This window comes from Embleya sp. NPDC059237, assembly GCF_042754105.1.
Classification (GTDB): Bacteria; Actinomycetota; Actinomycetes; order Streptomycetales; family Streptomycetaceae; genus Embleya.
The window spans coordinates 185,759-197,932 of record NZ_JBHZAE010000023.1; the positions used below are offsets into that span (position 1 = coordinate 185,759).

Consider the following 12,174-nt stretch of genomic DNA (forward strand, 5'->3'; position numbering starts at 1 on the left):
ACGAGCCGGCCCGGTGCCGCGTTACCGGGGTCCTCGGTCGGGCAACGGGGTGTGTGGGCGCAGGCGTTCGCCCTGGGGGCCGAACATGATCAGGTATTCCACCGGACCGCCGGGGCCGGCGTTCGCGACTCCGTGGGCGGTGCGGGTGTCGAACTCGGCCGTCTCGCCGGCGGTCAGGACGAGGTCCTGGTCGCCGAGGGCCAACCACAGGCGCCCGTACAGGACGCACAGCCATTCGTAGCCGTCGTGGGAGATCTGCCGGGGCCGCGCGGGCGGCGCGTCGATCGCCGGCAGGACGTGTTTGTGGGCGTGCAGGCCGCCGACGTAGCGGGTCAGCGGCAATACCGCCTTGTCGTCGCCGGCGCGCTGCGGTGTCGCAGGGCGTGGTCCGGCCGGGCCGGCGGGTGCGGTGCCGGCCAGCTCGTCGAGGGAGACGTCGTACGCCTTCGCGAGGCGCAGCAGCACCTCCAGGGTCGGTCTGCGCCGGCCGTTCTCCATCCGGGACAGCGTGCTCGGCGCGATGCCGGTCGCGCGGCCGACAGCGGTGAGCGTGGCGCCGCGCCGCTCGCGCGCGATCCGCAGGCGCGGGCCCATGGCCGCCAGAGCGTCGGCCATCCCGTCGTCCATCCCCGGCCCCGGACCCGGCCCCAGTCCCTGCCCGGGCTCCGGCCCCGGCCCCGGCCCCGGTCCCCTCCCCGACTCCGACTCCGACTCCACCATCCCGCTCCCTCCGCCCATGTCGCCTCCACCCCCCGTCCTGCAAGTTTGCCAGGATGTCAATGCCGCTCGCCCCGCGCACCCACCGCACCGCATGATCGGTGGGTGACCGCGGCCGGCCGTGAACCGAGGAGCCGCCCGTGAACCGAGGAGAAGCGATGCACCACCCCGCGCCGTCCGCCGACCGACGCCACCGCACCATCGAGGCCCCCGCCGGGCGTCTGCACCTGGTCGAGCAGGGCACCGGACCGCTGGTCCTGCTCGTCCACGGCTTCCCCGAGTCCTGGTACTCCTGGCGCCGGCAACTCCCGGCCCTCGCCGCGGCGGGCTACCGGGCCGTGGCGCTCGACGTACGCGGCTACGGCCGCTCCTCCAAGCCCGCCGCCCCCGACGCCTACCGCATGCTCGACCTGGTCGCGGACAACGTCGCCCTGGTACGCGCCCTGGGCGAGGAGCAGGCGGTGATCGTCGGGCACGACTGGGGCGCCAACATCGCGGCGACCTCCGCCCTCCTCCACCCCGAGGTCTTCCGCGCCGTCGCGCTCCTGAGCGTGCCCTACGCCCCGCCCGGCGGCCCCCGCCCCACCGACGTCTTCGCGCACATGGGCGGCGACGAGGAGTTCTACGTCTCGTACTTCCAGGAGCCCGGCCGGGCCGAGGCGGAGATCGAGCCCGACGTCCGGGGTTGGCTCGCGGGCTTCTACGCGGCCCTGTCCGCCGACACCATGCCGGCCCAGGGCGCGCCCGACCCGCACTTCGTGGCCCGCGCCGGCGGCCGGCTGCGCGACCGCTTCCCCGTCGGCCGCCTGCCCGCGTGGCTGACCGAGGACGAACTCGACGTGTATGCCAGCGAGTTCGAGCGCACCGGCCTGACCGGTGCCCTCAACCGCTATCGCAACATGGACCGCGACTGGGCCGACCTCGCCCACCATGCCGGCGCCCCGATCAAGCAGCCGTCCCTGTTCATCGGCGGCGCCCTGGACGCCTCCACGACCTGGATGGCCGACGCCATCGCCGCCTACCCCACCACCCTCCCCGGCCTGACCTCCTCCCATGTCCTGGACGACTGCGGCCACTGGATCCAGCAGGAGCGCCCCGACGAGGTCAACCGCCTCCTGACCACCTGGCTCGCCGGCCTCCGGGGCTGAATCACCCGCCGCGACCGAATCACCGCCGCGCCGGCCGGACTTCGCCCGAGGGCGCCCCCGACCGGCGCAGCGGCCGGCGCAGCGGCCGGTCAGGACAGGCCGGAGCCCAGCGCGAGGAAGGCACAGATCAGTACGAACAGGATGGCCAGCAACGGCGCGGCGAAGCGCAGGTATTGGTTGTAGCCGACCTTGGCCAGCGACACCCCACCCATGATCACCGCCGTCGTCGGCACCCACAGATTCATCCACCCCGACGCCGCCTGCCATGCCGTGACCACCAACGCCCGTGGCACATCGGCGAAATCGGCCAGCGGCGCCAGGATCGGCATCGCCAGCGTCGCGTGCCCCGAGGTGGACGGGATCAGGAACGCCAGGGGCAGGTTGACCGCGAAGATCAGCAGGCCGAACACCGCCGATGTGGAATCGGAGACCGTGCTCTCCATCGAGTGCAGCACGGTGTCGGTGACCAGAGCGTTGTTCATGATCACGGTGACCCCGCGGGCCAACATGATGATCAGCGCCGGCGAGATGAAGTCCGCCGCGCCCTGGATGATCGTCTCGGACAACTTCTTCTCGCCCATCCGGGCCAACAACCCGACGATGACCGCCGCCACGATGAACAGCGCCGCCAACTGGGCGAAGGACCAGTCGAGTTCCCACCCGTAGGGGGTGGCTTCGGCATCGCCCGTGAGGACCTGCGCCCACGGGATGATCGAGAAGATCATGAACACGAACGTGATCGTCACCGCGACCAGCACGATCTGGTGCGTCCGGGTCAACGGCGCCGGATCCGCGCCGGTCGCCGCCGCCTGCGCCTGTTCGCGGTCCCCCGGCAGGAAGCCCACGAACGAGCGGGACGGATCGGCCTTGACCCGGCGCGCGTAGCGCACCACGTACAGGATCGTCACCGCCGTCAACACGATCAGCATGATCAACCGGAGCACGATGCCGTCGCCCAGCGAGATCCCCGCCGCCGACGAGGCCACGCCGGTCGCGAAGGGGTTCACCGTGGAACACAGCACGCCCACGCCCGCGCCCAGGATGATCGTGCCGGTGGCCACCATCCGGTCGTAGCCGAGCGCCAGCATCAGCGGCACGATCAGGCCGTAGAAGCCGAGCGTCTCCTCGGCGAAACCCTCCACCGAGCCGAGGATGGAGAACACCGTCATGATCGCCACGATCAACACCGCGCCGCGTGTGCGCAGTCGATGCGCCAGCCGGGCGATGCCCCGATCCAGCGCGCCGGTGGCGAACACCACCGTGATGAACGCCCCGATCGCCAGCACGAACAGGAACACCGCCGCGCTGCCGTACAGATCACCGGAGTTGTCGGGCGCGACCTGTCCGCTCTGCCCGTCCTTGATCCCGTACAGGCCGTTGACCGGCGACAGGAACAGGTCGTTGAGCCGCTGGATGAAGTCCTCGGGCGACTTGGTGTGGTGGTAGCTGCCCGCGATCGGCTTACCGTCCTCGCCGCGCCGGTACTCGCCCGTCGGAATCGCGAACGCCAGCGCCCAGACCGCGATCGTCACGATCGCCAATACCGTCAGCGCGCTGGGAAAGCGGAACCCGCGCTTCGGCGAGGGTGTTTCGTCCTCGGCCTCGGTCGGCGGGGCTTGGTCGGTGCTCACGCGGTGCTCCTCGCGGCTGCTGGTGGTTCGATGTGGCTGCCGGTGGTTCGTGGGGCGTCGGGGTCGAGGCGGTGGCGACGCGGGCGCCGGGGCGGGTCCCGCGTGTCCCGCCTCAGTCGCGCCGGAACCGCTCGGCGTATGCCGTGAAGAAGGCCGCCTCCGCGATCACCGCGTCGCGCAGTTCGCTCACCAGGACCCGCTCGTTGGGCCCGTGCAGGTTGCACATGCTGTCCTGCGCCCCGAACAGCAGGATCTCCGCGCCGGGTTGAGCCGCCGCCAGGCTGTTGACCAACGGGATGGAGCCGCCCGCCGCCGCGTGTACGGGCTCCTCGCCCCACGCCGTGCGCAGCGCCTCGTGCGCGGCGGCGTAGGCCACGCCGTCGGTGGCCGCCGCGAACCCCGACCCGGGCGCGCCGGCCTGAGTCACCGTCAGCGGTACGCCGAAGGGCCTCAGGCCTTCCAGGAATTCGATCAGCAGGCGCTGTGCCTCGGCCGGGTCCTGGGCCGGGTGGCAGCGCATGTTGAGCTTGGCCCGCGCGGAGGGGACCACGGCGGAGGCCGCGCGTTCGACGGAGGGCGCGTCCAGGCCGGTCACCGTGATGGCCGGGCCGGACCACAGGCGCGAGCCGAGATTGCCGGTGCCGATCAGCGGCATGCCGGCACGGATCCCGGCGAGCCGACGGAACTCCTCCTCGCTCCAACCGCCGCCCGCCCACTGCTCGCGGCGCAGGCCGGGCACGGCGACGTCGCCCTTGGCGTCGTGCAGGGCGGCCAGCGCGTGCAGCAGTACCAGGAGCGCGTCCGGTGCGGCGCCGCCGAAGTTGCCGCTGTGCTTGGCCTCTTCGAGCGTGTGCACCTCGACGATCACCTCGACCACGCCGCGCAGCGCCACGGTCAGCGTGCCGGTGCCGGGGCGGATGTTGCCCATGTCGGCGATCACCATCGCGTCGCAGGCGAACTCGTCCGGGTGCGCCTGGGGGTAGTCGTCGAAGTCGCTCCCGTACTCCTCCTGGCCCTCGAACACGATCCGGATCCCCACCGGCGGCCGGCCGTCGAACGCCCGCAGCGCGCCGACGTGCACGATCAGGTTCGACTTGTCGTCCGCCACCCCGCGCCCGTGGATCGCCCCGTCGACATCGGTCGGCTCGAACGGCTTGGTCGTCCACAACGCCTCGTCGCCGGCGGGCTGTACGTCGTAGTGCCCGTAGAGCAGCACGGTCGGCGCGTCCGGATGCGGCGGCAGGATGTGGCCGGTGATCACCGGGGAGGTGTCCGGCAGCCGCAGCGCCGCGATGTCCTGCACGCCGGCGTCCCGCAGCAGGTCGACCACCAGGTCGTGGGCCTGGGTCAACGGCTCCGGCGGGTAGCCTGGGAAGGCGATCGACGGGATCCGGGTGAGCCGCCGCAGTTCGGCGCAGAGGTCGTCGAGCATCCCGTCGACCCGGGTGGTCAACTCGTCCATCGTGGTACTCCTTGGCCGCCCCGCACGCGGCGCGCCGATCGCGTCGCCCGGCCCATACTCATGCAAACCGGGCACACGGCCAGGGTTCGGCGCGCCTGCGGGGGCGCCCTCACCCGGGTGGGCGCACGGATGCGGCGGCCGATCGAGTGAGGGTGGGGCGGGGGCACGCACGGAATCGGCCCCCTGCCTCGGACGGGAACGAGGCAGGGGGCCGACGGCACCGCGTCACGGGGAACGCGGTGGGGGTGGGCGGTCGGGTCAGTCCCGTTGCGGACTGATCCGACCACCCAGGTACAGGAATCGCCCGCCGGTGCCGAAGGAGGCGAAGGTGAGCGGATGCCAGGTCGGCGACCCGGGCAGGCGTACCGCGAACACGTCCTCGGCGACCGGCACCATCCGCATCTCGGTGACCGCGTCGGGCAGGGTGTCCGCCAGCGGCCCGGTCAGCTCGCGGCGGAGCACCAGACCGTCGGGCGTCACCGTCACCTCGTCGCGCTGTGCGGCGCGTTCGTAGACCCCGACGTAGCGGTCCACGTCCACGGCCGGCGGCTCGGCGGGCGGCGCGAACGGCTCGTTCGGCGCGATGCCCGCCACCTCGGCGAGGATCTCCGCGAACAGCTCCTCGGAAAGCACCTCCCCCTGCCCGCCGTTGGTCAACAGCGCCACCGCCAGGCCGTGTTCGGGCAGTACCTGGAGGAAGGCGAGCTGGCCGACGGTGCCGCCGTTGTGGCCGCACAGCTCCTGTCCGTCCACCGACCACAGGCGCCAACCCAGACCCCAGGCGGTGCCGGTCAACGCGGTGTCGGGTACGTCGACCTGCCGCTCGCGCATCGCGGTCGTGTGCTGCGCGGCGAGCAGTCGGCGGCCGTCGGCGGCGAGGCCGTCGGTCAGGTGCAGCCGGGCGAAGGCGAGCAGTTCGGCCGCGGTGGAGGAGATCAGGCCGGCCGGTCCGAGGCAGCGGGGCAGCCCCGAAACCGGTGCCACGGTCGGCGCGCCGCCGCCTTCGGAGACGTGCCCGATCGCGGCGCTGAGCAGTAGCGCCTCCTCGGGCAGCGTGACGGTGCGGGTCAGCCCGAGCGGGGTGCTCAGCCGCTCGCGCAACACCTCGTCCCAGGTCTTGCCGGTCAGGTGCTCGATCACCCGGCCGGCCAGCACGAAGCCCGCGTTGCAGTACGACCAGCCGGCGCCCGGCGGGAAGACCTGCGCGACGTCGACGAGGGTGTCCACGTAGCGGGCCACGCAGTCGTCGCCGCGCCCGGTGTCGGGGAAGTGGTCGCCGTCGATGCCGGAGGAGTGCGTGAGCAGGTGGCGCATGGTAATGCGCTTGGGCAACTCCGGGTCGGAAAGCCGCAGTTCCGGCATCAGCTCGGCCAACGGCTGGTCCAGGTCCAGCAGTCCGTCCTCGACCAGCTGCATGACCAGCGTGGTGGTCCACACCTTGCTGATCGAGCCGATCTGGAAGACCGATTCGGTGGTGACCGGGACGCCGGTGTTCAGGTTGAGGACGCCGTGGGCCGCCTCGATCAGGTCGTCGGGGCCGTGGTCGCCGAGGCGCAGGACGGCGAGCGTGGCGCCGGGGACCTGGTGGCGCGAGGCCAGCGTGGACAGGCGGCGCTGCCAGTGCGCGGCGTCCAGGCGGGCCGGGCGGGTGCGGCCGGCGGGGCCGGCGTACTGCTCGACCCAGTCGATGATCCGCCGGTTCCAGTCGAGGCGGTGCGAGGGGCGGCCCTGCAGGATGAACAGGTGCGAACCCTCGGGGTAGAGCACCATCCGGGTCGGCACGCCCTGCTCGCGCAGCGCGCTGAACCACTGCTGGGCCTGGCCGACGGGGCACCGCATGTCGGCGCCGCCGTGCACGATCAGGGTCGGGGTGCGTACGTCGCCGACCCGGGTCAGCGGGTTCATCGCGGCGTAGCGCTCGGGCTCCTCGCGGTAGCTGATGTCGCCGAATTCGGCCCGGGCGAGGAAGGTGCCGGCGTCGGAGGTGCCGGAGATGCTGACCAGGTCGCTGACCACGCCGCCGGCGACCGCTGCGGCGAAGCGCCGGTCGCGGCTGGTCAGGTAGCAGGTCATGTAGCCGCCGTAGCTGTAGCCGGCGACGGCGAGCCGGTCGGGGTCGGCGATGCCCTCGGCGACGAGGGTGTCCAGCGGCTCCAGGAAGTCGGCGGCGTCGGCGAGGCCCCATTCCCCGACGGCGGCGGTGAAGAAGTCCTCGCCGTAGCCGTCGCTGGCCCGGGGGTTGGGCAGCAGGATGGTCCAGCCGCGCTCGACCAACACCTGGTGGTAGAGGTGGATCGAGTCGGCGGTGCCGCCCCACGCGTTGTGCGGGCCGCCGTGGATGTCCATGAGCAGCGGGCCGGGGCCGGTCGCCTGCGGGTCGCGGATCACCCGGGCGTGTACGACGGTGCCGTCGGAGATGGTGAACCGGCGGTCGACGGCGGTGAACAGTTCCACGTCCGGCAGCGCGTCGGCGACGTGCGTGGTGAGTATGCGCTCGGTGCCGTCGGCGGGGTCGACCAGGACGATCTCGCCGTACGAGGTGGGGGTGGCCAGCACGATGGCGACCGGCCCGGGGGTCTGCGGGATCGAGAGGCCGGAGACGCTGCGGTTGTCGCCGCCGACCAGCACGCGCGTGGTGTCGGTGACGGGGTCGAGGACCAGCAACTGGGTGTCGCCGGCCTCCCGGGCGCAGAACAGCAGTTCGCGGCCGTCGGCGGTGAATCGGGGCAGCGCGCCGGGGTACCCGCCGCCGCCGGACATGATGTTGCGGTCCAGCGAGGCGGCGAGTTGGGCGACGGGGCCGCCGGCGAGGGGAATGCGGAGCAGGCGCGCGTGTCCCGTGCCGTTGTGGGTGGCGCCGACGACGAGCAGCGCCTCGCCGTCGGGGGTCCAGTCGACCGGGCCGATCATGGCGTCGGCGGGGCCGACCCGCTCGGCGGGTACGCCGGGGGTGGACGGGTCGAGAACGTACGCCGCCGACAGGTTGTTGATGTCCGCGTCGGTGCCGCGGCCGGCGGAGAAGGCCAGTCGGCGGCCGTCGGGCGACCAGGCCGGCTCGCTCGCGTGCCACTCCCCCTCGGTGAGCTGGGTGACCTCGCCGGTGTCCGGGTCGAGCACGTGGAGGTGGCTGCGCATGGTGCCGAGCAGGCCGGCGCCGTCGGCCTGGTAGTCCAGGGCATCGACGACCAGCGGCGCGTGGCCCCGGGCGGCGCGGGCGGCGTCGTCCTCGCCGGGGACGGCGTGGGTGTCGACGGCACCGGTGAACGCGATGCGGGAGCCGTCCGGGCTCCAGACCGGGCGGCCGGCGCCCAGCGGGAGGCGGGTCAGCTGCCGGGGGTCGCCGCCGGTCACGGGCAGGATCCAGATCTGCGGCGGGCCGCCGGCGGCGCGCAGGAACGCGATCCGTGTACCGTCGGGCGACCAGGCCGCGCTGCCGTCGCCGGGACCCTCGGTAAGCCTGGTCGCCGGGGCGTCGGCGGCGGTGGCCACCCACCACAGGCTGCGCACCGGACGGTCCGCCTCGGCGTCGACCCCGACCAGCGTGTAGACGACACGAGTCCCGTCGGGGGAGATCGACGGCTGCTCCGGCAGCACAATCGCGGTCAGGTCGTCCAGACGCAGACGTCGTGTCATGGCTTCCTCCATCCTGGGTCGGCCTCGGCCCGGTCCCGCCGACCCCGGCGGCGGCGAATGCCACGACGCTAGAACGCCGAACGCCCGGGAACTTCGTGGCAACGAACCAAGGTGAAGCCCCCTTTCGGTGCGACCCCACCAGGCGGGGTGGAACGGGAGGGGGTAGGCGGGAGAGGCGGGGCCGGGGCGGGGGCCGAGGGCCGGGGGCGGGGGTCGGGAGCCTGGGCCCGGGCCCGGGGCCGGAACCGGGAGGCGGGGGCCGGGACCGGAGGCCTGGGCCCGGGGTCGGGGGCTTGGGGCCGGGACCGGGACCGGGCGCCGAGGGCCGGGGGCGGGGGCCAGGGTCCGGGGGCGGGGGCCAGGGTCCGGGGTCGGGAGCCCGGGGCCGGAACCGGGAGGCGGGGCCAGGACCGGGCGCCAGGGTCCGGGACCGGGAGGCGGGGGCCGGGGGCCAGGGTCGGGGGCCTGGGACCGGGAGGCGGGGCCGGGGTCGGGGTCGGGGGCCAGGGTCGGGGACCAGGGGTCCGGGGCCTGGGGTTGGGGTGGCGGTCGCGGGTGGGGAGAAGGGGCCGGCGAACGACAGGGCTGGGCGGCGGGCAGCGGGCAGCGGGCAGCAGAGGGGCTGCGGCACGCGGAAGGCGACAGGGCAAGGGGCGGGCGTCGGACGGCAAGCGGCGAACGGCAAGCGGCAAGCGGCAAGCGGCGGACGGCAAGCAACGGCAGCTGGCAACGGGCAGCAGCGGACAACGAGCGGCAGACAGCAGACAACGAGCTGCGGGCTGCGGAGTGCGGACGGCGGCAGCGGCAGCGGGCAGCGGCAACGGCAGCGGCAGCGGCAGCGGCAGCGGCAGCGGGCAGCGGCAGCGGGCAGCGGCAGCGGCAACGGCAGCGGCAGCGGCAACGGGCAGCGGCAGCGGGCAGCAACGGACAACGAGCGGCAGACGGCAGACAACGAGCTGCGGGCTGCGGAGTGCGGACGGCGGCAGCGGCAGCGGCAGCGGGCAGCAGCAACGGGCAACGGCAGCGGGCAACGAGCTGGGGCGGCAGGCGGCAGGCGGCAGGCGGCAGGCAACGAGCGACGGACAGCAGGCGGATTGCCTGAGGTGTGCGGTGTCTATGCGCAGCGGATGGCGAGCGGTGAAACGGCGGGCACGGGTTGGGGGCGGGGTGGGGGATGGGGCGGGGTGGGGATACGGGACAACGACTTCGGCGCCACCGCTCGACCCGCGAGCCGGCGCGGCGTCACCCGCCTGCCGCCTACTGCTCGGGCCTACGGCCGTCGCCTGTAAGTCGCCGACCACCAACCGCGACTACTTCCTACCGGTCGCCGCCAACCCGCAACCCCCAACCGCCGCCTATCGACTGCCACTGCGGGATGGCGCCCCGCCGCCTTCCGACTGCTGTCCACCAACAGCCGACTGCCCACGCCTACCGGCCACCGGCCACCACGCGCCGCTCGTCACGCCACCGCCTGCCGACCACTGCTCGCCAACGGACAACCGCACGCGTCCACCGTCTGCCGGCCGCCGCTGCTCGGCAATGGGCAACCGACGGACAACCGCCCGCGTCTATCGCTGCGGGTGGACGCTGCTTGCCAACGGCCGCTCGCGCGCGTCGACCACCCGGCGATGCCCGCAGCCGCCGGACGCTACGGCGTCGGCGTCGACTCCTCGCCCTCCAAAGGCAGTTCGTCCCTCAGGAGGCTGTAGAAGACCACGTCCCGCCACCGGCCCGCTCGGAAGAGATACGCGCGGGCCACGCCCTCCGGTGTGAAACCGACCTTTTCCAGCGCGCGTTGTTCGGCGACGTTGTCGACCTCCGTCGCCGCCTCCACCCGCGCCACCTGAGTGTGGTCGAACAGGTAGCGGACCAGCAGGAGTTGGGCTCGGGTGCCGAAGCCCTGGCCCCGCACCTCGGCGAACAGGTTTATCCCGACGTTCCAACAGTAGGAGGTGCGTGAGGTGACGATTTTGCGCCAGGCCACGAAACCCAGGACATCCGCCCCGCGAACCACCAGCAACTGCCCTCCGGCGTCACCGAGAAGGCCGCTCTCGGTCCACTCGCGCCGCCACCGCCCGGGATCCGCCCAGCCCTGCCAACCGAACGGACCGACCGCCTCGGGATCCGTCGAAAAACGTTCGAGAAGGGGGAGGTCGCCCTCGACCACCGGCCGCAGCGACACCTGTTCGTCACTCATGGTCCCGAACTCCGTTCGATCGTCGCGCTTTCGTCGACACCGCCGGGGCGCGGAGCCGACCCGCCGGGTACACGATCGGCCCGATCACCACGGCAGCCGAGAATACCGCCGCAACGGCCGCCTGCCGATGCCCGAACACAACGCCCCTGGGCGACGCGGAAATCGAACGCCTACTCGGACACTGCCGATTCGAGGGAGTCCTTCAGATACTCATTGCGCGCGACGATCAACCGCACCATGTATCGATGCAGCCCGATCCACCCGACGACGGCGCCGATCGGCCCGAACGGAGCGGCGTAGTCGACGACATCGCGCATCACCGTGCCGCCGGCCCCGTCCGAGGTGAAGCGGTGCTCGTGGCGCCAGTGCGCGAACGGCCCGCCGACCTGCTCGTCGACGAACCGACTCGGCTCCTCGTACGCCGTGATCCGCGAGGTCATCCGCCACACCACACCGAAGTGCCGCGCCCGCCAGGTGACACTCTCGCCGAGTCCGATCCGCCCGGCCGTCACCCCACCGATCGCCCGCTCCCCCGACGAAGCCATGGACGCGGTATGCGCGTCGATGTCCAGGGACGCTTCGAAAGCCCGTGCGGGCGCGACACGGATGCGCGTGGTCGTCTCGAAGTGCGGCACGGATCGAGCGTACGCGCCCGCCTGGAACGGCCGCCGGACGGGCGCCAGGCGCGCACTGGGCTTCGGCAACTCTCGCGCGAACAGCGGGATTTGCGACACCCTGACCCCGGTCCGGGGCGGACCGTGGTGCCTGCCGGATGCCCCGAAGCTTCGTGCGGCCTCGATGTACGCCCGCGCTCCCGTGAGGTCGCCCGGTGTTTCCCTCCCGGTCGCCCCATGTGGTCCGCGGTTGGGCTTGGGTGGTCGCGGACGAGCCATCCCGCCGCGCGCGGCGCGGCGCGGACCCGCCTGCACCCCGCTCTGCCGTTCGACACACCCGACGTGACGAATCCAAGGAGTAAGGCCATGGCGTTCCCCCAGTGCCCCCGGTGCGGCTTATCGAACGAAGTCGTGCCGGATCGGAGCAGGCAACCGGACCCCGGGCCCTCGACCGAGATTCCCCCGTGGTTCGGCTGGGTGCTCCTGCCCGCAGCCACACTCGCCCTGTCGGTGTTCGTCGGCTTGTACATCGGAATGCCGTTCGGGGCGGTCTCGTTCGGAGCCTGGTTCTGGATCCGTTCGGACGCGAACGGCGGCAGCGGTCGCCCACGGCCGCCCGGCAACGAGTTCCTGTGCAACCGCTGCGTGCACAGGTTCGCCACGCCCGGACACATCTAGTACTGCAACGACACTTCGTGATACGAAGTCCCGTTCTTCGTTGGTAAGTTCGCGTCGTGGGGATCGTTGACGGATGGTCAGATGCGTTTGGTGA

8 protein-coding genes are annotated in these 12,174 nt (G+C 72.8%); 2 read left to right on the forward strand and 6 right to left on the reverse strand.

All coding sequences use genetic code 11. From position 1 onward, the window contains the following. Window positions 1-21: 21 nt before the first annotated feature. Window positions 22-615 (reverse strand): helix-turn-helix domain-containing protein, encoded by a 594-nt coding sequence (locus ACFXKZ_RS45695; RefSeq protein WP_380011947.1) that lies wholly within the window; start codon window positions 613-615, stop codon window positions 22-24. Window positions 616-875: 260 nt separating this feature from the next. Here ACFXKZ_RS45695 and ACFXKZ_RS45700 point away from each other — a divergent pair, with 260 nt between their 5' ends. Next, complete coding sequence (locus ACFXKZ_RS45700) at window positions 876-1,865, forward strand: alpha/beta hydrolase (protein ID WP_380011977.1); 990 nt, start codon at window positions 876-878, stop codon at window positions 1,863-1,865. 89 nt (window positions 1,866-1,954) lie between these two features. Here the strand turns inward: ACFXKZ_RS45700 and ACFXKZ_RS45705 are convergent, their stop codons facing one another. From ACFXKZ_RS45705 to ACFXKZ_RS45725, 5 genes are all read right to left on the reverse strand, one after another. After that, window positions 1,955-3,496 (reverse strand): YfcC family protein, encoded by a 1,542-nt coding sequence (locus ACFXKZ_RS45705; protein ID WP_380011950.1) that lies wholly within the window; start codon window positions 3,494-3,496, stop codon window positions 1,955-1,957. 112 nt (window positions 3,497-3,608) lie between these two features. Beyond that, window positions 3,609-4,958 carry a M20/M25/M40 family metallo-hydrolase gene (locus ACFXKZ_RS45710; RefSeq protein ID WP_380011953.1) on the reverse strand — a complete coding sequence of 450 codons (1,350 nt, stop codon included), beginning with the start codon at window positions 4,956-4,958 and terminating at the stop codon, window positions 3,609-3,611. Window positions 4,959-5,216: 258 nt separating this feature from the next. Continuing rightward, a complete protein-coding gene (locus ACFXKZ_RS45715) occupies window positions 5,217-8,591 on the reverse strand; it encodes a serine hydrolase (protein WP_380011956.1) in 3,375 nt (1,124 codons plus the stop codon). A gap of 1,648 nt (window positions 8,592-10,239) precedes the next feature. Continuing rightward, on the reverse strand, window positions 10,240-10,788 hold the full coding sequence (locus ACFXKZ_RS45720) for a GNAT family N-acetyltransferase (protein WP_380011959.1): 549 nt from the start codon (window positions 10,786-10,788) through the stop codon (window positions 10,240-10,242). A 170-nt stretch (window positions 10,789-10,958) separates the two neighbouring features. After that, entirely contained in the window at window positions 10,959-11,423 is a 465-nt protein-coding gene (locus tag ACFXKZ_RS45725; RefSeq protein WP_380011962.1) for an SRPBCC family protein, read from the reverse strand. A gap of 456 nt (window positions 11,424-11,879) precedes the next feature. Between ACFXKZ_RS45725 and ACFXKZ_RS45730 the strand changes: the two genes are divergently transcribed. Continuing rightward, the gene (locus ACFXKZ_RS45730) at window positions 11,880-12,080 is read left to right on the forward strand and encodes a hypothetical protein (protein WP_380011964.1); all 201 of its coding nucleotides are present in this window, start codon (window positions 11,880-11,882) and stop codon (window positions 12,078-12,080) included. Window positions 12,081-12,174 lie beyond the last annotated feature (94 nt).

Coding starts and splice junctions, on each gene's coding strand:
- ACFXKZ_RS45695 (WP_380011947.1), bottom strand. CDS start 615: ATGGCCGACGCTCTGGCGGCCATGGGCCCGCGCCTGCGGATCGCGCGC.
- ACFXKZ_RS45700 (WP_380011977.1), top strand. CDS start 876: ATGCACCACCCCGCGCCGTCCGCCGACCGACGCCACCGCACCATCGAG.
- ACFXKZ_RS45710 (WP_380011953.1), bottom strand. CDS start 4,958: ATGGACGAGTTGACCACCCGGGTCGACGGGATGCTCGACGACCTCTGC.
- ACFXKZ_RS45715 (WP_380011956.1), bottom strand. CDS start 8,591: ATGACACGACGTCTGCGTCTGGACGACCTGACCGCGATTGTGCTGCCG.
- ACFXKZ_RS45720 (WP_380011959.1), bottom strand. CDS start 10,788: ATGAGTGACGAACAGGTGTCGCTGCGGCCGGTGGTCGAGGGCGACCTC.